The sequence below is a fragment of the Saccharopolyspora mangrovi genome (assembly GCF_035320975.1).
GTDB classification, from domain to species: domain Bacteria; phylum Actinomycetota; class Actinomycetes; order Mycobacteriales; family Pseudonocardiaceae; genus Saccharopolyspora; species Saccharopolyspora mangrovi.
The window spans coordinates 129,574-150,690 of record NZ_JAWLNX010000006.1 but is presented as its reverse complement, the minus strand read 5'-3'; the positions used below and the strand labels follow the sequence as shown (position 1 = coordinate 150,690).

The 21,117-nt window shown below is 72.0% G+C and carries 18 protein-coding genes; 9 read left to right on the top strand and 9 right to left on the bottom strand.

Going from position 1 to position 21,117, the window contains the following annotated elements; genetic code table 11:
- Positions 1-26: 26 nt before the first annotated feature.
- From R4I43_RS10970 to mmsB, 6 genes are all read left to right on the top strand, one after another.
- Entirely contained in the window at positions 27-677 is a 651-nt protein-coding gene (locus tag R4I43_RS10970; protein ID WP_324265468.1) for an MOSC domain-containing protein, read from the top strand.
- A 110-nt stretch (positions 678-787) separates the two neighbouring features.
- Positions 788-1,309 carry an EF-hand domain-containing protein gene (locus tag R4I43_RS10965; protein WP_324265467.1) on the top strand — a complete coding sequence of 174 codons (522 nt, stop codon included), beginning with the start codon at positions 788-790 and terminating at the stop codon, positions 1,307-1,309.
- Between the two features lie 211 nt (positions 1,310-1,520).
- The gene (locus R4I43_RS10960; protein ID WP_324265466.1) at positions 1,521-3,020 is read left to right on the top strand and encodes a CoA-acylating methylmalonate-semialdehyde dehydrogenase; all 1,500 of its coding nucleotides are present in this window, start codon (positions 1,521-1,523) and stop codon (positions 3,018-3,020) included.
- A gap of 56 nt (positions 3,021-3,076) precedes the next feature.
- Entirely contained in the window at positions 3,077-4,240 is a 1,164-nt protein-coding gene (locus tag R4I43_RS10955; RefSeq protein WP_324265465.1) for an isobutyryl-CoA dehydrogenase, read from the top strand.
- Between the two features lie 45 nt (positions 4,241-4,285).
- A complete protein-coding gene (locus R4I43_RS10950) occupies positions 4,286-5,320 on the top strand; it encodes an enoyl-CoA hydratase/isomerase family protein (RefSeq protein WP_324265464.1) in 1,035 nt (344 codons plus the stop codon).
- A gap of 51 nt (positions 5,321-5,371) precedes the next feature.
- Positions 5,372-6,259 carry a 3-hydroxyisobutyrate dehydrogenase gene (gene mmsB / locus R4I43_RS10945; protein ID WP_324265463.1) on the top strand — a complete coding sequence of 296 codons (888 nt, stop codon included), beginning with the start codon at positions 5,372-5,374 and terminating at the stop codon, positions 6,257-6,259.
- 493 nt (positions 6,260-6,752) lie between these two features.
- On the opposite strand, the gene R4I43_RS10940 is transcribed toward mmsB, so the two are convergent.
- Positions 6,753-7,604: a DUF4097 family beta strand repeat-containing protein gene (locus R4I43_RS10940; protein ID WP_324265462.1), complete on the bottom strand. Its 852-nt coding sequence runs from the start codon at positions 7,602-7,604 to the stop codon at positions 6,753-6,755.
- Positions 7,605-7,680: 76 nt separating this feature from the next.
- On the bottom strand, positions 7,681-8,178 hold the full coding sequence (locus R4I43_RS10935; RefSeq protein ID WP_324265461.1) for a toxin-antitoxin system HicB family antitoxin: 498 nt from the start codon (positions 8,176-8,178) through the stop codon (positions 7,681-7,683).
- Between the two features lie 116 nt (positions 8,179-8,294).
- Here R4I43_RS10935 and R4I43_RS10930 point away from each other — a divergent pair, with 116 nt between their 5' ends.
- The 3 genes from R4I43_RS10930 to R4I43_RS10920 are packed head-to-tail and all read left to right on the top strand — an operon-like array spanning position 8,295 to position 9,357.
- On the top strand, positions 8,295-8,534 hold the full coding sequence (locus R4I43_RS10930) for a hypothetical protein (protein ID WP_324265460.1): 240 nt from the start codon (positions 8,295-8,297) through the stop codon (positions 8,532-8,534).
- Entirely contained in the window at positions 8,531-8,944 is a 414-nt protein-coding gene (locus tag R4I43_RS10925) for a ribonuclease domain-containing protein (protein WP_324265459.1), read from the top strand. Before R4I43_RS10930 ends, R4I43_RS10925 begins: the two co-directional genes overlap by 4 nt.
- Before the next feature lie 5 nt (positions 8,945-8,949).
- Complete coding sequence (locus R4I43_RS10920) at positions 8,950-9,357, top strand: barstar family protein (protein ID WP_324265458.1); 408 nt, start codon at positions 8,950-8,952, stop codon at positions 9,355-9,357.
- A gap of 74 nt (positions 9,358-9,431) precedes the next feature.
- Here R4I43_RS10920 and R4I43_RS10915 read toward each other — a convergent pair whose 3' ends face one another.
- From R4I43_RS10915 to cysD, 7 genes are all read right to left on the bottom strand, one after another.
- Positions 9,432-10,208: an enoyl-CoA hydratase family protein gene (locus R4I43_RS10915; RefSeq protein WP_324265457.1), complete on the bottom strand. Its 777-nt coding sequence runs from the start codon at positions 10,206-10,208 to the stop codon at positions 9,432-9,434.
- Between the two features lie 139 nt (positions 10,209-10,347).
- A complete protein-coding gene (locus tag R4I43_RS10910; RefSeq protein WP_324265456.1) occupies positions 10,348-12,684 on the bottom strand; it encodes an ADP-ribosylglycohydrolase family protein in 2,337 nt (778 codons plus the stop codon).
- A 6-nt stretch (positions 12,685-12,690) separates the two neighbouring features.
- Positions 12,691-17,274 (bottom strand): type VII secretion system-associated protein, encoded by a 4,584-nt coding sequence (locus R4I43_RS10905; RefSeq protein ID WP_324265455.1) that lies wholly within the window; start codon positions 17,272-17,274, stop codon positions 12,691-12,693.
- A 308-nt stretch (positions 17,275-17,582) separates the two neighbouring features.
- On the bottom strand, positions 17,583-17,807 hold the full coding sequence (locus R4I43_RS10900; protein WP_324265454.1) for a hypothetical protein: 225 nt from the start codon (positions 17,805-17,807) through the stop codon (positions 17,583-17,585).
- Positions 17,808-17,941: 134 nt separating this feature from the next.
- The gene (locus R4I43_RS10895) at positions 17,942-18,697 is read right to left on the bottom strand and encodes a sirohydrochlorin chelatase (RefSeq protein WP_324265453.1); all 756 of its coding nucleotides are present in this window, start codon (positions 18,695-18,697) and stop codon (positions 17,942-17,944) included.
- The gene (locus R4I43_RS10890; RefSeq protein ID WP_324265452.1) at positions 18,694-20,037 is read right to left on the bottom strand and encodes a sulfate adenylyltransferase subunit 1; all 1,344 of its coding nucleotides are present in this window, start codon (positions 20,035-20,037) and stop codon (positions 18,694-18,696) included. The genes R4I43_RS10895 and R4I43_RS10890 overlap by 4 nt, the downstream gene beginning before the upstream one ends.
- A gap of 153 nt (positions 20,038-20,190) precedes the next feature.
- Complete coding sequence (gene cysD / locus R4I43_RS10885) at positions 20,191-21,117, bottom strand: sulfate adenylyltransferase subunit CysD (RefSeq protein WP_324265451.1); 927 nt, start codon at positions 21,115-21,117, stop codon at positions 20,191-20,193.

Below are 21,117 nucleotides of genomic sequence, written 5' to 3'. Positions count from 1 at the left end.
TCGTCGAGGTCGCGTAGGTTGATCGCATGAGCGTCGTGTCGTCGGTGAACCTGGCAGTCGTGCGGACCGGGGAGTGGACCGGGCGAGTCGGCAAGTCCGGCATCGACAAGCGTCCCGCCGATGGCCCGGTGCTGTTCACCGAGAGCGGCGTGCGCGGCGACGCGGTGTGCGACACCAAGCACCACGGCGCCTGGTACCAGGCCGCCTACGCGTTCGACGCGGAGGAGCTCGCCTTCTGGTCGGCCGAGCTCGGCAAGGAGCTCGTGCCCGGCAACGCCGGCGAGAACCTGACGCTGACCGGGGCGGACAGCACCTCGGCGCTGATCGGCGAGCGCTGGGCCATCGGCGGTGCCGTGCTGCGGGTGACCGGCCCGCGCCAGCCGTGCCGGGTCTTCGCCGGGTTCTGGGACATCCCCGGTCTGGTCAAGAAGTTCACCCAGCACGGGCGCACCGGCGCGTACTTCGCGGTCGAGCAGCCGGGCGAGATCAGCGCGGGCGACGAGATCCGCGTCCTGTCCCGGCCGGACCACGGGGTTCAGGTCGCCGAGGTCTTCGCGCTCACCACACGCGGCCGGACCGACCTCGCCGACCACGTCGCAGGCTGCCTCCCGGACCTGCCGGAGAAGTGGCGCGCCACCGTCGCCGCCAAGATCGGGTCCTCCCGCGTCACCGCCTGATCCCGAGGTGCGTCATCACCAACAGTGACGACGATGATCACTCGGGCGCACAACCTGAATGCCTGACCGGGCTGTTGTCGCCGCCGCGAGGCCACTGCCAGGTTGGTGTCATGGCGAGCGACTTGCAGCGGAAGAAGGCCTCCGTCGTGTTCACCGCGATGGACACCAACGACGACGGGTTCCTTGAGCGCGCGGACTTCGAGGCGCTGACCGACCGGTGGACGGGCATCCGCGGCGAAGACGGCTCGAACCGGTTGCGCGAGATCATGATGGGCTGGTGGGACGCGCTGAGCGCGACGGCCGACCAGGACCACGACCAGAGGATCACGCGGGAGGAGATGCTGGTCGCGGTCGGGAACCTGGGCGCGATGCTCGACCTGGTGACGGCGACCGCCGCATCGATGTTCGAGGCGGTGGACCAGGACGGCGACGGCCGGGTGACCGCGCTCGAGTATGCCCGCATGATCCACGCGTGGACCGGGAAGAGCACGCCGACCGACGACGGGTTCGCCCGGCTCGACCTGGACGGTGACGGCAAGATCGCGAAGTCGGAGTTCGTGACCCACTGGGTGGAGTTCTGGGTCGGGGACGACGCGGACACGCCGGGAACCCACCTCTTCGGCGAGGTCTGACCGCGCCGCTCGCTCTCCGCACTCCCTCTTCTCGGGCCTGATCCCACCTCCGCCGCAGCTGGATGAAGCGGCGTGAAGTGCGCAGAATCGATACTGTGACGCGGCACACCCTGTTGTGCGGACGTTCCCTGTGGTGAAGATTGGGCTACAAACAGTTTGGCTTCCTAGTATCTTCCTCGAGGAGGCCGATTCGGCGGAGGTGCGGTGCGAGATGACTAGCGAGCTGGAGCACTTCATCGGAGGCAAGAGGGTGCCGGGAACCTCCGGCTCCTTCGGTGACGTGTTCGACCCCAACACGGGCCAGGTGCAGGCCAGGGTCCCGTTGGCCTCGACCGACGAGGTCGCGGCAGCGGTCGACAACGCGGCTGCGGCGCAGCCGGCCTGGGCGGCGCAGAACCCGCAGAAGCGCGCCCGGGTGCTGATGCGCTTCGTGCAACTGGTCAACGACGAGATGGAGGAGCTGGCGCGGCTGCTGGCCTCCGAGCACGGCAAGACCGTCGCCGACGCCAAGGGCGACATCCAGCGCGGCCTGGAGGTCGCCGAGTTCGCGATCGGCATCCCGCACCTGCTCAAGGGCGAGTACAGCGACAGCGTCGGCACCGGCATCGACGTCTACTCGCTGCGCCAGCCGCTGGGCGTGGTCGCCGGCATCACCCCGTTCAACTTCCCGGCGATGATCCCGCTGTGGAAGGCCGCGCCCGCGATCGCCTGCGGCAACGCCTTCGTGCTCAAGCCCTCCGAGCGCGACCCCTCGGTGCCGCTGCGACTGGCCGAGTTGTTCATCGAGGCCGGGGGCCCGCCCGGGATCTTCAACGTCGTCAACGGTGACAAGACCGCCGTCGACGCGCTGCTGACCGAACCGCGCATCGAGGCCGTCGGCTTCGTCGGCTCCTCCGACATCGCCGAGTACATCTACTCGACCGCTGCCGCGCACGGGAAGCGCGCGCAGTGCTTCGGCGGCGCCAAGAACCACCTCATCGTCATGCCCGACGCCGACCTCGACCAGGCCGCCGACGCGCTGATCGGCGCCGGCTACGGCTCGGCGGGGGAGCGCTGCATGGCGATCTCGGTCGCCGTCCCCGTCGGCGAGGCCACAGCGAACGCGCTGGTCGACAAGCTCGTCGAGAAGGTGCGGGCGCTCAAGATCGGCACCAGCTTCGACGCCGACGCCGACTTCGGGCCGCTGGTGACCAAGCAGGCCTGGCAGCGCGTGCACGACCTGGTCGGCGCCGGCGTCGACGAGGGCGCGCAGCTGGTGGTCGACGGCCGGGGCTTCTCGATGGCCGGCCACGAGGACGGCTTCTTCATGGGCGCCTCGCTGTTCGACCACGTCACCCCGCAGATGCGGATCTACCGGGAGGAGATCTTCGGCCCGGTGCTGTCGGTCGTGCGCGCCGCCGACTACGAGGAGGCCGTGCGGCTGCCCAGCGAGAACGAGTACGGCAACGGCGTGGCGATCTTCACCCGCGACGGCGACGCCGCGCGCGAGTTCGTCAACCGCGTCAACACCGGCATGGTCGGCGTGAACGTGCCGATCCCGGTCCCGATCGCCTACCACACCTTCGGCGGCTGGAAGCGGTCCGGATTCGGCGACCTCAACCAGCACGGACCGGACGCGATCCGCTTCTACACCAAGACCAAGACGGTCACTTCCCGCTGGCCCTCCGGACTCAAGGAAGGCGCCAGCTTCACCATCCCGACGATGCACTGATCGCGCGGGTGGGGACCGGCGATCCCGGTTCCCACCCGGCCGAGGAGGGATTCGACGTGTCCGTCGCAGCAGTGGCCAGCTCGCCCTTCGAGCTCACCGACGACCAGCGCGCCATCCGGGACGCGGCGCTGGAGTTCGCCCACGACCAGCTCGCCCCGCACGCCGTGCAGTGGGATCAGGACAAGCACTTCCCGGTCGAAACGCTGCGCGCAGCAGGAGAACTGGGCATCGGCGGCGTCTACGTCGACGAGGACTTCGGAGGCAGCGGCCTGAGCCGGTTCGACTCGGTGCTGATCTTCGAGGCATTGGCCGGCGGGGACCCGTCGATCGCCGCCTACATCTCCATCCACAACATGTGCGCGGGCATGATCGACCGCTTCGGCACCGACGCCCAGCGGGCGCGCTGGCTTCCGCAGCTGTGCACGATGGAACGCCTCGCCAGCTACTGCCTGACCGAACCCGGTGCCGGCTCGGACGCCGCCGCCCTGCAGACCCGCGCGGTCCGCGACGGCGACGACTACCTGATCACGGGCGTCAAGCAGTTCATCTCCGGCGGCGGCAGCTCCGACGTGTACGTGGTGATGGCCCGCACCGGCGAACCCGGGCACAAGGGCATCTCCACCTTCGTCGTGGAAGCCGGGGCCGACGGGCTCTCCTTCGGGGCCAACGAGAAGAAGATGGGCTGGAACGCCCAGCCCACCCGCCAGGTCATCTTCGACGGCGTCCGGGTCCCCGCCGACCAGCGGCTCGGCGAGGAGGGCATCGGCTTCCGCATCGCGATGGCCGGGCTCGACGGCGGCCGGCTCAGCGTCGGCGCCTGCTCGCTCGGCGGTGCGCAGGCCGCGCTCGACAAGTCGCTGGGCTACGTGCGGGAGCGCAGCGCGTTCGGGTCCAAGCTCAGCGAGTTCGAGGCGCTGCAGTTCAAGCTCGCCGACATGGCCACCGAGCTGGAGGCCGCGCGGCTGCTGCTGTGGCGGGCCGCCTGGGCGCTGGACACCAAGGACCCGTCGGCCACCAAGCTGTGCGCGATGGCCAAGAGGCTGGCCACCGACGTCGGGTTCACCGTGGCCAACGAAGCACTTCAGATCCACGGTGGGTACGGATACCTTGCGGAGTACGGCCTGGAGAAGATCGTCCGCGACCTGCGGGTGCATCAGATCCTGGAAGGCACCAACGAAATCATGCGGCTGATCATCTCCCGTGGTCTGCTGGCGGCCTGACCGCCCCGCGGGGGCAGCACCTTGCACAACGATGGAGTTCGCACCATGACGGAGTCCGAGATCCTGGTCAGCGAGAACGGCTCGCTCGGGCGGATCACGCTCAACCGCCCGAAGGCCCTCAACTCGCTGACGCTCGGCATGGTCCGGGAGATGACCGAGGCGGTCGAGCGGTGGCGCGACGCCGAGCACATCCGGGCGATCCTGATCGACGGGGCCGGCGAGCGCGGCCTGTGCGCGGGCGGCGACGTGCGCGCCCTGCACGACGCGGCCAAGGCCGGGGACGAGTCGCTGCCCTCGGCGTTCTGGGCCGAGGAGTACCGGCTCAACTCCGCGCTGGCCAACTACCCCAAGCCCGTCGTGGGGATCATGGACGGCATCTGCATGGGCGGCGGCGTCGGCATCACCGCGCACGGCTCGCACCGGGTGGTCACCGAGCGCTCCAAGGTCGGGATGCCCGAGACCGGCATCGGTTTCATCCCCGACGTCGGGGGCACCTACCTGATGTCGCGCACCCCCGGCGAGCTGGGCACGCACCTGGCGCTGACCGGCAGCGCCGTGGGCGGCGCGGACGCGCTGTACTGCGACCTGGCCGACCACTACGTCGACAGCGCCCGGCTGCCCGCGCTCATCGAGGCCCTGAGCAGCGGTGACGTGGACGAGGTGCTGGCCGGCTTCGCCGCTGCGGTGCCCGAGCCGTCGCTGGCCGAGCACCGCGAGTGGATCGACGCCGCCTACGCCGGTGACGACGTCGAGGCGATCCTCGCCCGGCTGCGGGAACGTCCCGAGCAGGCCGCGCAGGACGCCGCGACGACCATCGCCACCAAGTCGCCGACGGCGCTCAAGGTCACCCTGCGCGCGCTGCGCAGCGACCACACCTCGCTGGAGCAGGCGCTGACCCAGGAGTACCGGCTGGCGATGGCGTGCGTGCGCATCGGCGACTTCGTCGAGGGCGTGCGCGCCACCCTGGTGGACAAGGACCGCAACCCGCAGTGGTCGCCCACCAGCCTGTCCGAAGTGGACGAATCGCGGGTGCAGAAGTTCTTCGAACCGGCAGCCGACGAACCGAAGTTGTTCGGCTGACCACGCGGGTGCCGGGGCCTTGGCGGAAGTTCGAGCAGAAGGGTTGTGACAATGGCTGTCATCGGTTTCATCGGGCTCGGTCACATGGGCGGTCCGATGTCGGCGAACCTCGTCAAGGCCGGGCACACCGTGCGGGGCTACGACCTCGTCCCGGCCGCGCTGGCCACCGCCGCCGACAACGGCGTGACCACGGTGAACTCCATCGCCGAGGCCGTCTCCGGGGCTGAAGCGGTGATCACCATGCTGCCCAGCGGCAAGCACCTGCTGGACGCCTACGACCAGGTGCTGCCCAACGCGGCCTCCGGTGCGCTGCTGATCGATTCCTCCACCGTGGACGTCGCCGACGCCCGCACCGCGCACGAGCGCGCGCAGGAGGCCGGTTTCGGCAGCATCGACGCCCCCGTCTCGGGCGGCACGGCCGGTGCCGAGGCGGGGACGCTGACGTTCATGGTCGGCGGCTCGGAAGCCGACTTCCACCGGGCCGAGAGCGTGCTGGAACCCATGTCGCGCAAGGTGATCCACTGCGGTGGGCCCGGGAACGGGCAGGTCACCAAGATGTGCAACAACCTCATCCTGGGCGCGTCGATGATCGCGGTCGGCGAGGCGTTCGTGCTCGGCGAGCGGCTGGGCTTGTCGCACGAGGCGCTCTACGACGTCGCGTCGGTGTCCACCGGCCAGTGCTGGGCGCTGACCACCAACTGCCCGGTGCCGGACCTGGTGGAGACCAGCCGCGCCAACCACGACTACGAGCCCGGTTTCGCAGCGGCGCTGATGCTCAAGGACCTCAACCTCGCCGTGTCGGCGGCGGAGCAATCCGGCACCGACGTGGCCATCGGGCGCCTCGCCACCGACCTCTACCGGCGCTTCAACGAGGAAGGCGGCGGCGGGCAGGACTTCGGCGCCATCATCAAGTCGATCCGCGAGCACTCCGGCTCCTGACGCCGGTCAGCAGCGGGAGTTCGTTGACGCCGTTGATGTCGAACGACCGCATGAACGCCGGTGGGCGTTGCGGATCGGCGCTGAGCCGGTGGAAGCGGTCCAGCAGCAGGCCGAGGGCGATCCGGCCTTCCAGCCTGGCCAGCGGTGCGCCCAGGCAGAAGTGGATGCCCCGGCCGGACCCCAGGTGCGGAACTGCGCGCGGTCGCTCGCGGGCACACCGAGGAGTTCGGCGATGACGATCACCGGCAGGGGGTGGGCGCGCTCGGCGACCAGGTCGAACTCGTCACCGAGCGGTTCGAGCAGCTCTTCGGTCAGCGCCGCGATCCGCGGCTGGAGGTCGGTGACGACCTTCGGCGTGAACGCGCGGCTGACCAGGCTGCGCAGCTCGCGGCCACACGCCGGTCGCGTCGTCGTGGCCCACCGGTGCTTCCGGTCGCCGGCCGCGCATCCAGAACTTCCCGGGGTCGATGCCCCACTTACTCGGCCCGAGAGGTCATCGCGCTATCGCCGCTCGTCGGACGGTCACGTCGCCGAAGCCGGTGCGGGCGCGCACCTCGGCGGTCTCGGCGTCGGAACCGGGTTCGTCGGCGTGGTCCATGTCGTTGTGCACGCGGCCGTGCTTGGCGTCGAGGTCCAGCCACGCGGTGGTGCCCGGCCGGATGCCGATCCGCAGGTCGCCGAGCGAGGTCGCCAGGTGCGCCGAGCCGCGCACGATCTCGTCGATCCGGACGCTGCCGTTGGCGGTCTGCGCTTCGACGTCGGCCAGCGAGCGCTGCACGGTGATGTCGCCGTTGGCGGCCTTGAGCCGCAGCGCGCCGCGGACCTCGCCGATCCGCGTGGCGCCGTTGGAGTTCTTGACGGTGGCGGTGCCGTCGATGCGGTGCAGCTCGACCTCGCCGGTGCCGGTGCTGACCTCGGCGTTGCCCGCCACGTGCCGGGCGGTGACGCGCCCGCCCGCGGTGTCGGCCCGCAGCGCACCGGTCTCGTCGACGTCGATGCTGCCCATCGCGGTCCTGATCCGGGTGTCGCCGAGCCGCCCCTCGGTTTCGAAGGACCCGGCGCCGGCCTGCCCGTTGAGGCTGGAACCCGCGGGCAGCTCCACGGTGATCTCGATGGAGCCGGGCTTGGTGAACAGCCCGCGCGCCTTCGGCCCCTTGACCTGCAGGGTGCCGCCGGCGAGGGAGACGTCGGTGTTCTCCGCGGTGGTCACGTCACCCTTGGCCGCCGGGTCGGTGGGCCGGACCTCGACGACGGTGCGCGCGCCATCGGTCGCCACGATCCGCGCGGTGCCCCACGCGAGCTCGACGGTCGCCGCGATCGGCTCTGGAGTGTCGAATTCAGGCATAGCGGTGCCCTCCAAAGGGGGTGAGTGCGCGTCTCCGCTGGTCGGAGACGTGTGGTGAGTAGCGGGTGGGAGCGCCTCAGCGCACCCAGCCGGTGAAGTGCTGGCCGACCTTGCCGTGCGGCCTGGCCCGTGGTCGCTCTCCGTCGAGCGCCGCTGCGGCGGCGCGCACCAGCCAGGCGTTGACCGACAGGTGCTGCGCGGCGGCGGCCTCCTCGACGCGGTTCTTGAGGGACTCCGGCAGCCGCAGGTTGATCCGCGACATGGCGCCGTCCTCGGCCTCCGGCACCGGTGGTGGTGCCGGGGTCGGGTCCGCCTCGACGTCCTCGGTGTGGACCGGTGGCGTCACGACGAAGCCGGGCTCGCCGCCGCGCAGCCGCACCTCGACCGAGCCGGGGGCGAGGTCGTTGGTGATCTCGTCGGCGGCCGCCGACAGGGCGTTGAACAGCATCAGGCGGGCGGCCGATTCCAGCGGTGCGGTGAGTCGTTCGGCGAGCTCCCGCGCCTGGTCACCACCGGCCTCGGCGGCGACGGCCAGATCGCGGCGCAGTTCGTCGACATGCGGCGTGAGGTCCATGACGCCATGATGGCACCACCGTGGCACGCGGTGCAACCGTTTTGGCTCGGCGTGGCGCCACACCCGCGTCCTGGGGGTCTGCGAAGAGTCGTGGCAGCGCGCGTACGCTGCGCGTTGTGTTGGAGTCGCTGGTCGAGTGGTACGACGGCGTCGAGCTGTGGTTGGTGCAGCTCGTCTACCCGCTGCAGGTCGCCCTGGTCCTCGCAGTCCTGGTGCCGTTGTGCTGGGGGGTGGCGCGAGTCGTCGACCGCGCGGTGGACGGCATCGGCGCCAAGTTCACCCGCGCGAACGACGCCGAACCGCCGGTCGGCGGCAGCGACGGGGAGAAGACCGGGCGGAGGGGAAGAACGGCGTGAGCTCGCGCAAGCGCATTTCATCGGCGTTGATCGGGCTGGTCGCCCTGGTCGTGCTGGGCTGGTTCGGCAAGGACGTCGTCGCCGACTCGCCGAGCACCGAGGTGCCCGGTGCCAGCCAGTCGGGCCTGCAGGTGCAGCAGCTGTCGAAGCTGCCGCCGGAGGCGGGCAAGACGTACCAGCTGATCGTCAAGGGCGGCCCGTTCCCGTACCCGGGCAAGGACGGTTCGGCGTTCGGCAACCGCGAAGGCGAACTGCCTGAGCAGAAGTCCGGCTACTACCGCGAGTACACCGTGCCCACGCCCGGATCGAAGGACCGCGGGGCGCGCCGACTGGTCACCGGCAGCCAGGAAGAGGTGTACTACACGGGTGATCACTACGGGTCGTTCGTGGTTGTGGATACGGCGGGTTGAGTGCCATGTTCGGGACGAAACTGGCCAGCAGGTTGCGGAAGGAGCAGCCGGTGAGTGAGCAGCCGACCGCAGACGTCACGACGCGCGAAGCCGTCGCCGCCGCCGAGGAGCGCGGCGCCACCGCGCACGTCCTCGACGGCACCGATCTGACGAGCAAGCGCACCGCGCTCGACGGCATCGCAGCGGTCCTGGACTTCCCGGAGTGGGCGGGCCGCAACCTGGACTCGCTCTTCGACTGCCTGACCGACCTGTCGTGGCTGCCCGAAGGGGAGCACGTGCTGGTCTGGTCCGGCTTCCAGGACTTGGCCGACCACGACCCGAAGGCCTTCAACGGCATCAACTCGGTGCTGCGCGACGCGGCCGAGCGCCCCATGTGCGGTCGCCGCTTCACGGCGGTCCTCACCCGGTCGTGATCAGCCGCTCGTAATACTGGATGCAGGTGGTGGGGGGGGGGGGGGGCCCCCCCCCCCCCCCCCCCCCCCACCGCTCATCTGAGGGCTTCCGGGACCCAGCGGGGCTTGCGCTTCTCGGCGAAGGCCGTGATGCCCTCCTGGCCCTCCTCGCCCGCGAAGTGCTTGGCCGACAGCTGCAGCATCTCGGCGAAGTCCTCGCTCATCGAGTCCGGGCGCTGGCTGCTGAGCATCGCCTTGGTGGCGGCCAGGGCGTGGGGGCCGCCGAGCGTGAGCATGTCGGTGTAGCGCCGGACCTCGGCATCGAGGTCCTCGGCCGGAACGGCCGAGTTGAGCAGGCCGATCTCGGCTGCGCGCTTGCCGTCGAAGGTCTCGCCGGTGAGGAACAGCTCGTGCGCCGGGCGGGAGTGGAGCCGGGGGAGCACGGTCACCGAGATCACCGCCGGGACCACGCCGATGCGGACCTCGGTGAAGGCGAAGGTGGCGGTCTCGGCCGCCACCGCGATGTCGCAGGCCGCGACGAGACCCACACCGCCGGCGCGGGCCGGGCCTGCCAGCTTCGCGACGACCGGCTTCGGGCTGGTCCAGATCTGCTCCAGCAGTGCGGGGAACTCGTTGACGCCCTGCTGGTCGGAATCGGCCGAGCGCGATTCCTTGAGGTCCATGCCCGCGCAGAACACCTTGCCGGTGTGCGCCAGGACGATCAAGCGCACCGCGTCGTCGTCCATCGCGGCGTCCAGGTGCCCCTTGAGCTCCCGGCGGAGCTGGGCGGACAGGGCGTTGCGGTTGTGCGGCGAGTCCAGGGTGATCGTCCCGACCCCGTCGGCCACGTCGAAGTGCACGAGCTCATCCATGACCGAGACGTTAACCAGCCCAACACCTCCGACGCCACACCCAGCCGCACCCCCCGACGCGCCGGGGAACCGGATTTCAAGGGAAGTCGGGTGCGCGATTTCAATGGAAATCAGGGGGACGACTTCCGTTGAAATCCGGTCACGTGGCCGGGTAGCGGGTGTTCCAGGAGGCGGGTGGGCGCGGGCCGAACTCCTGGACGGCGTCCCGGGCGAGCTGCTCGATGACGTCGTGGAGTTCGAGCTCGGCGGTCCAGCGCTGGGGGATCTTCGAAGCGCCGGTGATCGCGGCCGTGAGGGCTCCTGCGACGGCCGTGGTGGTGGCGCTGTTGCCGGAGTGGTTGGCCGCGATCGGCAGCGCGGCGTCGAAGTCGCCTTCGGCGACCAGGGCGGCGTGGAGGCCGATCGCGAGGGCTTCGGCGGCCGTGCCCGCGGTGCCGAGCTCGCGTTCGAGTTCCTCCGGTGCGAGTCGGCCGCCCGCGAGGTCCCTGGCGGCGGTGAGCCTGCGCGTCACCTCGTCGTGCCCGGAGTGCGGGGCGAGCTGGGCCAGGACGCCGGTGACCGCGTCGGCGAGGGGCTCGCCGATCAGCAGCCTGGACACCAGGAAGCCGAGGGCGCCGGCGCTGAGCAGGGCGGTGGGGTGGCCGTGGGTGAGCGCGGCGCTGCGCATGCCGAGCGCGAAGACCTCCGACGGGTCGTCGGACCACAGGGCGGCCGGGATCGCGCGCATGATCGCGCTGCTGCCCGCCGAGTCGCTGACCGGCTGGTCCGGGGTGCCCATCGGCTGCTGCCCCTTGGCGAAGGCGATCAGCGTGCGCATCATGGTGCGGCCCGGGTTGCGGGTCTGGAACAGCGCGCGCTGCTGCACCAGCCAGCCGTCGGGTTCCGGTGCGCGGTCCAGGAATTCGCCCGCGGCGCGCGGCCAGCTGAGGTGCTGGGTGTGCAGCCACCGCTGGTAGGCGTGCTGCAGGTGCCGGATCGGGTCGTCGGTGTCGCCGGTGCGGCGGGCGATGTTGGCCCGCAGCACGCCCTCCACCGAGAACAGCAGCAGCTGCGTGTCGCTGCCGAGGCGGCCGGACGGGTGCCCGGCGGGCACGTATTCGGTGAGCCCGTCGGCGCCGTGGCGCGCGCGGATCTCGTCCCAGTTGTCGGAGGCGATCGGCATGCCCATCGCCTCGCCGACGGCGCAGCCCAGCACCGCGCCGAGGAACCGGTCCCGTGAGGCGGCCAGCCGGGGCACGTCGCTCAGCCCGGTCCGGTGGTCCGATGTGGACGCGGTGCTCGCGGTGGCGGTGGAATCGTCGGCGGGGTAGTGGTTCTCCCACGCGGCGGACTCGTCCGGCTCGGGGCCGAACTCCGTTGCGGCGTCCCGGCCCAGGCGCTCGACCACGTCGATGATCGGCAGCCGCTCCAGCAGCTCGGCCGGGATCGCGGTGGGGCCGTGCAGCGCGCCGAGCAGCTGCCCGCACAGCATCGCCGCGCTCGCGGCGTCCCCGTCGTGCTCGGCTGCCGAGGCGATGGCCGCGCCGAAGTCGTCGTCGCAGGCCAGCGCCACCCGCGCGGCCACGGCGAGCGCGCCCAGTCCGCTGCGGCAGGTGCCCAGGTGCTCGAGCCCCGGCCGGGACCCCGCAGGGCTGAGCAGGCCCAGCCGCAGCGCGTCGCCGAGCGTCGTCCGTCCCGGCTGCCATCCTGAGATCCCCTGCCGCAGGGCGGTTTCCAGGTCGTTGCCGCGCAGCAGCCACAGCGTGGTGGCGCCCAGCACGCTGGCCGGGCTGTGCCCGTGCGGGTGCCCGTGGGTGAGCGCGGCCAGGTCACCGCCGAGCGCGAACACCGCGCCCGGATCGCCCGACCACAGCGCGGCCAGCGCGCCGAGCGGGACCGCGGTGGCGGTGTCCGAACCGTTGATCGGGTGCTGCCGGGTGCCCTGCGGGTGCCCGGCGACGACCTTGGCCACCGCGGTCAGCATCGTGGGTTCGTCGCTGACCTGGTCGTGCAAACCCCGCTCGGCGGCGAGGAATCCGCTCGGCCGGGGCGAGTCGCCGCCGCAGTCGCGCCACGGCACGCCCCGGGTGTGCAGCCAGCGGCGCAACGCCGCCTGCGCCCCGGAGGTCGGCTCGCCGGAGCCGGTCGAGCGCAGCTGGGTGTGCGCCCGGATCAGCCCTTCCAGCACGAACAGCAGCGCGCCGGTGCGCTGGCCGACGCGGCCGAGCGCGGTGAGCTCGCCGACGGCACCGCCGAGCAGCATGCCCAGCACCCGGGCCGAGGCGCCGGGCAGGGCGCCGTTGCGACCGGCCAACCCGGTTGCCGGGGCGCCCGAGTCGACGGCGAGTCGTTGTTGCAGCTCAGCGGCCCACAGCGGGCGGGACGAGGGGCGGTGCTCCCAGCCGCGCCAGACGGCCAGCAGCCGGCGCTCCACCGGGTCGCGTCGGCAGGCGGCCAGCAGCGCGCGTTCCTCCTCGTCCAGCCCGCTCGTGTCCACTGCGGACTATCCGGCGTGGTTGGCGGCGGGTTCGGGCGTCTCGGCCTCGGATTCGGAGACGTCCACCTCGGCCAGCAACCGCTCCAGGACCTCCCGCAGCTCCAGCTGGTCGACCCACTCCTGCGGCAGCTCGGCCGCGCCCCGCGCGGTGCCCATCAGGGCGCCGCAGATCGCCGCGGTCGCCGCGCTGTTGCCCGCGTGGGTGGCCGCCAGCGACACCGCGTCACCCACCGAGTTCGGGTGCGACAGCGCCGCAGCGACCGCGATGGCCAGGGCTTCCGGGGCCTGCCAGCCCAGGCCCAGGGACTCCAGCACCGTCGGCGACACCGGGCCGCCGGTGGCGATCTCCACCGCCGCGCGCAGGCCTCGCGTGGTGTTCTCGGAGCCCTCCATCTGGTCGAGCTCGGCCAGCACGACCTGCACCGAGTCGATCAGCGTCCGGCCGCCGTCCAGCCCGCACACCAGGCCCGCGAGCGCCGCGGCGGGCAGGTAGCCGTCCGGGTGGCCGTGGGTGAGCACGCCGATGCCGATGCCCAGCGCGATCGCCTCCGCCGGGTCGGTCATCTCGAAGCCGACCGCCGCGCCGCGCACGGTGGCGGCGGCGTTGCGGGCGTCGTTCGGCGGGTTGCCCGGCGTCGGGTTCTCGCTGCGATCGCCCCAGCGGGCCACCGCGGTCAGCGTGGCCTCGTCTGGGAACCGCTGCGCGCGGAGGGCTTCCAGCTGGGCGAGCTTGCCGCCGCTGTCCGGCGTGGGGCGGCCGCCCTGGGTGCGCACCCAGTCCCGCAGCGAGGCCCGCACCAGCGACGGCCGGTCTGGGTTCTCCCCGTTGAGCCCGGCCAGCACGAACGCGGTCTGCTGGGTGTAGGCGGTGGCGGTGCCGCGACGGCCGAACAGCTCGGCGTGCTCGCGCACGCCGTCGGGGTTCTCGCGCAGCGTGGTGAGCAGGTCGCTGAACATCCAGGGCGCGCCGAGCGCGTCCCCGGCGGCGGTGCCGAGCACGCAACCGGTGAGGCGGTCGCGGCGGCTGGGCCGGACCTGCTCCTCCTCGGCGAGCTCGGGTTCGTCGTCGCCGGTTTCCTCGGTCTCGGCGACGGCCTCACCGATGAGTTGCGCGGCGCGCTCCTCGCCGAAGGCCTCCACCAGGAGCTTGTGCAGGCCCTGGGTGAGATCGGTGCTGTTGCTGCCGTCGTCGTTGTCGCGGAACTTGCGCCAGGCCAGCAGCAGCCGGAGTTCCTCGTCGGAGAGCCCGTCGTCGTCGGACTCCTCCTTCGCGGCCGCGGGCTCGGCGGGAGCCTCCTCGGCGGCAGCGGTCGTCTCGGGCTCGGTCTCCTCGGCTTCAGCCGCTTCGGGCTCGGTCTCTGCGACCTCGGCGACCGGTTCCTCGGGGGCGGGTTCTTCCTCGGCCACCGGGTAGCGCGCCGCCCACAGCTGACCGGACGGCGGGTTCGGCCCGAACTCCAGGTCGGCGTCGGCGGCCAGGAACTCCAGCGTCTCGCGCAGCTCCAGCTTGTCCCGCCAGTGCTGCGGGATCGCGCTGGCGGTGTGCGCCGCGCCCATGATGCCGCCGCAGATCGACGCGGTGGAGTCGCTGGCGCCGGAGTGGTTGGCGGCCAGCACCAGCGCCTCCGGGAACGACTCCGGGTGGGTCAGCGCCGCGCACACCGCGATCGCCAGCACCTGGGCTCCCGAGTGCGCGGTGCCGAAGGCCTCCTCGATCTGCTCCGGCGTCGGCGTGCCGGTCGCGGCGAGCTCGACGGCCTTGCGCAGCGCGGTGATCGGCTCCTCGTGACCGTCCCATTCGGACAGTTCGATGAGCGCGCGATCCACGGCCTGCGGCAGCGAGCGGTTGGCCAGCAGCTGGTGCACCAGCAGCGCCAGCGCACCGGCGGGCAGGTAGGCGCTGGCGTGGCCGTGGGTCAGCAGCGCGGTGCGCACACCGGCGCGGAACACCTCCGACGGGTCGTCGGACCACAGCGCGGCCGGGGCGGCGCGCATCACCGCGCCCCAGTCGGCGGCGTCGTTCGGCGGGGTGTCCAGCGAACCCTGCTGGTGGCCGCCGGCGTAGCCGCGCAGCGCCTGCATCGTGGTCATGCCCCGGACGCGGCGGTCGAACAGCTCGCGCTGGTCGATCAGCCAGCCGTCGGGCTGCTCACCGCTGCCACCCGCCTCGGCCCAGTCGACGCCCTGGGTGTGCAGCCAGCGCTGGTAGGCCTGCTGCACGTGCGCGGCCGGATCGGCCGAACCGGTCTGGCGGCGGGCGGTCGCGGCCCGGATGAGGCCCTCGGTGGTGAATGCGGTCAGCTGCGTCTCGTCGCTGATCGACCCGGCGGGGCGGTGGCCGTCGACGTAGTCGATGAGCCCGGAGTCGCCGTACTTGGCGCGGATCTCGGCCAGCGAGTCGGCTTCGATCGGGAAGCCGAGCGCGTCACCAGCGGCGGCGCCCAGCAGCATCCCCAGGATCCGCTGCGTGCGCAGGTCCTCCGGCGAGGACGGCGGGGGCGGCGCGGCCGATTCCGGCGGGGAGACCACCGATTCGACTTCCGGGGCGGCCACGGCGGGCTCGGGCTCAGCAGCGTCCTCAGGTTCCGCCGCGTCCTCGGGGCCAGCGGCTTCCTCGGGTTCAGCCGCCTCCTCGGGTTCCGCCGCGCTCTCGGGCTCGTCCTGCGCCGGTTCGCTCTCCGGGCGCGGCAGCGAGGAGGCGAAGTCGAGGTCGGAGACGTCGCCGGAGGCGGGGTAGCGCTTCGCCCAGGCGTCCCCGGCGGGCGGGGTGCCGCGGAACTCCAGCAGGCCGTCCTTGGCGAGGGTTTCCACGATCTCGCGCTGCCGCAGGTCGCGCAGCCACACCCCGGGCAGAGCGGCGGCGCCGTGCCGGGCGCCCACGATGTTGCCGCAGATCGCGGCCGTCGAGTCGCTGTCGCCGGAGTGGTTGATCGCGATCATCAGCGCGTCGGCGACGGTGTCGGTGCTCAGCGCCGCGCACACCGCGATGGCCAGCGCCTCGTGCCCGGCCCAGCCGCCGCCGAGCGCGTCCTTGAGCTGCTCGGGAGTGGGCTTGCCCTTCTTGGCGAGCTCTTCGGCGGCGTGCAGCGCGCGGTCGGTGTCCTCGTGATCGCGGTAGGTCTGGAGCAGTTCGCGGGCCTGTTCGAGCGCTGCGGTCAGGGTTTCCTCGTGCAGCAGCCGGTGCACCAGCACCGCCAGCACACCGGCGGGCAGGTAGGCGTTCGGCTTGGAGTGGGTCAGCGCGGCGGTGGCCGCCGCGAGCTCGAAGACCGAGCGCGGGTCGTCTGACCACAGGGCGACCGGAGCCGCGCGGACCACGCCGCCGCAGTCGTCGGAGTCGTTGATCGGCCGCTCGAACGTGCCCGGCGCCCCGACCGAGGCGAACTCCCGGAGCGCGCTGATGGAGCCGCTGTTCGGCGAGCGGACCGCGAACAGGTCGGACTGCTCGACCAGCCAGCCGTTGGCCTTGGGGTGCTTGGCGGCGAACGGTCCGGCCGAGCGCATCCACGCGTAGCCCTGGGTGTGCAGCCAGCGCTGGTAGGCCAGCTGGACCGCGGGCAGCGGACCGGCGGAGTCGCCGCTGCGCGCGAGGCTGTGCGCGCGGATGAGGCCTTCCAGCGTGAACAGGGTCAGCTGGGTGTCGTCGGTGAACTCGCCCGGGTGCTCGCCGCTGCGGTCGTACTCGGTGACGCCGTCCTCGCCGAAGCGGCTGCGGATCTGGTCGATCGGGTAGAACTCCACCGGCGCGCCCAGCGCGTCACCGATCGCGCCGGCCAGCATCGACCCCACGAAGCGGCGGCCGAACTCGGTCTCGGCCGGGTCCGCCGGGGCAGCCGGGGCGGTGGGAACGGCGGGAGTCGCGGGCCCGACCGGCACGGCCGGGGCGGGAGCCGCAGGTGCCGCGGGCGCGGCGGGCGCAGCAGCGGCAGGCACCGGAGTGGCAGGCGCAGCAGCCGCAGGCGGGGGCACCGGCGTGCCGACGGGCGGCGACACCGGGGTGCCCGGGGGCACCGGGGTCCCGGCCGGCGGGGAGGTCGGCGCGCCCACCTGCTTCGGCGGGACCGAGGCGGAGATCTTGACCAGGTCCTCACCGGGCATCCGGGCCTTGACCGGGCTGGTGGGGTTGATCTGCAGGTCGATGCCGGCCAGCGGGTTGGCGGCCAGCTGCCTGCCGGTCATGCGCTGCCAGGTCGTCCAGTTCGGCGGAAGGAAGCCCTCCGAGGTGAACACCTGCAGCTGGCGGCGGCCCGACTCGTGCTCCATCGTGAACAGCCCGCTGCCCTGAGGCTGGGCGAACAGGATCAGCTCGGAGTCGAGCATCGCGGCCAGCAGCGCCTGGCCCTGGGCGTATCCGGTGGTGGTCAGCTGCAGGGCGCGCTCGACGTCGTTGGTCGGCGCGGGCAGCCGCAGCGCCACGGGAGACGGCCGGTAGTTCGGGTTGGGGGAGAAGTCGTCGGTGATCTCACCTTGCTCGTCGACGCGGTACCCGCCGATGAAGCCCCACGGCGGCACCTCCGCGTTGGGATCGGTGAAGATCGGGTCGACCACGTACAGCCAGGTGTTGGGCTGCTTCTTGGCCTGTTCCCGCATAGCCGGTGTGATGACCGGTCGACTCGGCTGCTGCGTGTTCATCTCGCCCTGTTGTCCCTGACTCCCTGTCCAGCCTTGCATTGATCGCCCCCACAGCGACGGTCACTCGAACGCGCGGGCCTGGCGGTGAACGATGCACGGTGAGCTGCCGGTACCCCGTCCAGACGCCGTCATGCACTCTCTCATGACCTCATGGGGTGAATCGTAGTCTTTGAGTGAACAACTCTGCGTGAAACTCAGCGGCGCGCGGTCCGGTGGATCACACGTCGGCCGGGACGGCAATGGTTCACTCGGCCGGTGCCGGGCGCTCAGTCGGACAGCGCGGCGGCCATCAGACAGCCCAGGCACGGCATGCCCGCAGGACCCTCCAGCGCTTCGGCCTGGCCGGGTGCGATGCTGAAACCGCAGTAGGCGCGCAGGGTTTCGGGCAGCGAGTCGCCGTTGGGCAGCGGGAAGAAGTGGCAGGACTTGTCCTGCTCGCTGCGCGCGAACTCAGGGCGCACCCGCGCGATCAGGTGCGGGATCGAGCTCATCGGGCACTGACCCCCTGCGCGCGCAACCCTGACGTGAACGGCACAGATCACATCATGCCGACCAGGTCGTCCCGGTGAATCCCGTTGGCGAGTTCTCGCCAAACCGTTGCGCGCGAGGCGCACCGCGCTCCGGCTCAGGCCAGAGCGGGCAGCGGGACCTCGACCGAGGCCAGGTCGTAGCGGTGCAGCACCAGGTCGGCCACCCCCGGGTCGTCGGCCATCGGCCCGGCGACCAGCGGGGAGTCGGAGTGCGCCGAGGCGAGCTCGATGATGCGGTCCGGCAGCAGGCCCGGGGCCAGGAACCACGACCCGACGGCGATCCGCCGCGCACCCCGGGCGCGCAGCAGCTCGATCGCGGCGGGCACGTCCGGCGCGGCAGCGGCGGCGAAGGTCGCGACCGTGCCCGCCCAGGAGGTGCGCGCCTGCCAGCGGGCAGCGACGTCGGCCACCAGCCGGTTGGCCGGGGCGTGCGAGGAACCCGCGCCCGCCAGCAGCACGCCGAGCTCCGGATCGTCCGGATCGGCGCCGGCGGCCAGCAGTCGCCGCCACGCGGCGGCGTCCAGGCGCGGATCGGGGCCCAGCACGTCACCGATGCGCACCCGCAGGTCCGGGTGGCGCTGCTGCGCGTCGGCGACGGCGGCGGGCACGTCGACGCGGGCGTGGAAGGCGTGGCCGAGCAGCAGCGGCACGACCACGGCCTCCCGGTGCCCGTCGGCGCGCACGGCGTCCAGGACGTCACCCAGCAGCGGCTGGGACAGGTCCAGGAAAGCCGCGCGCACGTCCAGTTCCGGCCGAAGCGCGCGCACCACGCCCAGCAGCCGGTGAACCGTCTCGGCGGAGCGCGGATCCCGGCTGCCGTGCGCGACGGCGACCAGGGGCGCGGTGGTCATCGCGACGCTTCGGCGAACGGGGCGAGCGGCACGCCGATCAGGCCAGCGGCCAGCGTGGTGCCGTCGGCCGGGTCGATCACCAGGAACGACCCGTTGCGGCGGCTGTCGGAGTAGTCGTCGACCGGCAGCGGCTCGGACGTGCGCAGCTGCACCCGCCCGATCTCGTTGAGCTGCAACGACTCCGGGGACGCGACGCTGGTCAGCTGCTGCTCGTCGAAGCGCGCCGACAGCTCGGTCACCATCGCCTGCACCGTGCGGGCACCGTGCTTGACCAGCACCTTCGCGCCCGGGTTCAGCGCCTTCTCGGCCAGCCAGCACACCGTGGCGTCGAGCTCGTCGGTCAGCGCCGGGGCGGTGTCGGCGGCGGCGATCAGGTCACCGCGCGAGATGTCGACGTCGTCCTCCAGCAGCAGCGTCACCGAGTGACCGGCCGCGGCCTGGGCGCGCTCGCCATCGGCGGTGTCCACCTGGGACACCTTGGTGCGCACCCCGGCGGGTAGCACGACGACCTCGTCACCGGCCTGCACCACACCGGCGGCGACCTGACCGGCGTAGCCGCGGTAGTCCGGGTGCTCGGCGGTGCGCGGCCGGATCACGTACTGCACCGGCATCCGGAACGGCACGTCGTGCGGGTCCGGCGCGACCGGCACGCTCTCCAGGTGCTCCAGCAGCGAGGGGCCGGAGTACCAGGGCGTGTTCTGCGAGCGCTCCACCACGTTGTCGCCCAGCAGCGCCGACACCGGGATGGTCACCACGGCGTCGTCGGCGTAGCCCAGCGCCTTGGCGTGGGTGGCGAACTCCTCGGCGATGCGGGTGAAGGTCGCCTCGTCGAAGTCCACCATGTCGATCTTGTTCACCGCGAGCACCAGCTGCGGCACGCCCAGCAGCGCCAGCACGGCCGCGTGCCGCCGGGTCTGCTCGACGACGCCGTTGCGGGCGTCGACCAGCAGCACCGCCAGCTGCGCGGTCGAGGCGCCCGTCACCGTGTTGCGGGTGTACTGCACGTGGCCGGGGGTGTCGGCGAGCACGAAGGTGCGCTTCGGCGTGGCGAAGTAGCGGTAGGCCACGTCGATGGTGATGCCCTGCTCGCGCTCCGCGCGCAGGCCGTCGACCAGCAGCGACAGGTCCGGTGTGGCCAGTCCGCGGTCCGCGCTGGCGCGGTGCACCGCGTCCAGCTGGTCGGCCAGCACCGACTTGGTGTCGTGCAGCAGCCGACCCACCAGCGTGGACTTGCCGTCGTCGACGGAGCCCGCGGTGGCCAGCCGCAGCAGGTCGGTGTGCACCGGCAGCGTCACCTCGGTGCCGCTGTCCGGGGCGGTGCGGGTCGTGGTCTCGGTCATCTGGGAACCCACTCCTGGTGGTAAAGGCTTGGTCGTCGGGAAAGTTTCAATGGGTCGCGAGGTGGCATACATAAGGAGTGGCGCCCGGAGCCACGGAGCCGCTCAGGTTCCCCTACTGGCACCGCTAAGCAACTCAAGTGCGACCCCTTCTTGTCAGAAGTAGCCTTCGCGCTTGCGGTCTTCCATCGCCGCTTCGCTGATCCGGTCGTCGGCTCGGGTCGCGCCGCGCTCGGTGAGGCGGCTGGCCGCGACCTCAGCGATCACGTCGTCCACCGTGTAGGCCTCGGATTCGACCGCACCGGTGCAGGAACCGTCGCCGACCGTTCGGTAGCGCACCGTCTTGGACTCCGGCGTCTCGCCCTCGCGCGGACCGCCCCACGGGCCGGAGGTCAGCCACATGCCGTCGCGCTGGTAGACCTCGCGGCGGTGCGCGTAGTAGATCTCCGGCAGCTCGATCTTCTCCCGCTGGATGTAGCGCCAGATGTCCAGCTCGGTCCAGTTCGACAGCGGGAACACGCGCACGTGCTCACCCGGGCGGTGCCGCCCGTTGTAGAGGTTCCACAGCTCCGGGCGCTGCCGGCGCGGGTCCCACTGCCCGAAGGCGTTGCGCAGGCTGAAGATGCGCTCCTTGGCGCGAGCGCGCTCCTCGTCCCGGCGACCGCCGCCGAAGACGGCGTCGAACTTGTTGTCGCTGATGGAGTCCAGCAGCGGCTGGGTCTGCAGCGGGTTGCGGGTGCCGTCGGCGCGCTCCTGCAGCCGCCCGTCGTCGATGTAGTCCTGCACCTTGGCCACCACCAGGCGCAGCTGGTGCTTCTCGGCGATGTCGTCGCGGAAGTCCAGCACCTCCGGGAAGTTGTGCCCGGTGTCGACGTGCAGCAGCGGGAACGGCACCGGAGCGGGCCAGAACGCCTTGATCGCCAGGTGCACCAGCACCGTGGAGTCCTTGCCGCCGGAGAACAGGATCACCGGGCGGTCGAACTCGCCGGCCACCTCGCGGAAGATGTGGATCGCCTCGGACTCCAGCGCGGCCAGGTTGTCCACCTGCGGCGGCGCGGACACCTCGGTGTCTGCTGTGGTCAT

What these genes read in the sequence shown, in the direction of transcription:
- R4I43_RS10970 (WP_324265468.1), top strand. Translation starts at nt 27, where the DNA reads ATGAGCGTCGTGTCGTCGGTGAACCTGGCAGTCGTGCGGACCGGGGAG.
- R4I43_RS10965 (WP_324265467.1), top strand. Translation starts at nt 788, where the DNA reads ATGGCGAGCGACTTGCAGCGGAAGAAGGCCTCCGTCGTGTTCACCGCG.
- R4I43_RS10960 (WP_324265466.1), top strand. Translation starts at nt 1,521, where the DNA reads ATGACTAGCGAGCTGGAGCACTTCATCGGAGGCAAGAGGGTGCCGGGA.
- R4I43_RS10950 (WP_324265464.1), top strand. Translation starts at nt 4,286, where the DNA reads ATGACGGAGTCCGAGATCCTGGTCAGCGAGAACGGCTCGCTCGGGCGG.
- mmsB (WP_324265463.1), top strand. Translation starts at nt 5,372, where the DNA reads ATGGCTGTCATCGGTTTCATCGGGCTCGGTCACATGGGCGGTCCGATG.
- R4I43_RS10940 (WP_324265462.1), bottom strand. Translation starts at nt 7,604, where the DNA reads ATGCCTGAATTCGACACTCCAGAGCCGATCGCGGCGACCGTCGAGCTC.
- R4I43_RS10935 (WP_324265461.1), bottom strand. Translation starts at nt 8,178, where the DNA reads ATGGACCTCACGCCGCATGTCGACGAACTGCGCCGCGATCTGGCCGTC.
- R4I43_RS10920 (WP_324265458.1), top strand. Translation starts at nt 8,950, where the DNA reads ATGTTCGGGACGAAACTGGCCAGCAGGTTGCGGAAGGAGCAGCCGGTG.
- R4I43_RS10915 (WP_324265457.1), bottom strand. Translation starts at nt 10,208, where the DNA reads ATGGATGAGCTCGTGCACTTCGACGTGGCCGACGGGGTCGGGACGATC.
- R4I43_RS10905 (WP_324265455.1), bottom strand. Translation starts at nt 17,274, where the DNA reads ATGCGGGAACAGGCCAAGAAGCAGCCCAACACCTGGCTGTACGTGGTC.
- R4I43_RS10900 (WP_324265454.1), bottom strand. Translation starts at nt 17,807, where the DNA reads ATGAGCTCGATCCCGCACCTGATCGCGCGGGTGCGCCCTGAGTTCGCG.
- R4I43_RS10895 (WP_324265453.1), bottom strand. Translation starts at nt 18,697, where the DNA reads ATGACCACCGCGCCCCTGGTCGCCGTCGCGCACGGCAGCCGGGATCCG.
- R4I43_RS10890 (WP_324265452.1), bottom strand. Translation starts at nt 20,037, where the DNA reads ATGACCGAGACCACGACCCGCACCGCCCCGGACAGCGGCACCGAGGTG.
- cysD (WP_324265451.1), bottom strand. Translation starts at nt 21,117, where the DNA reads ATGACCACAGCAGACACCGAGGTGTCCGCGCCGCCGCAGGTGGACAAC.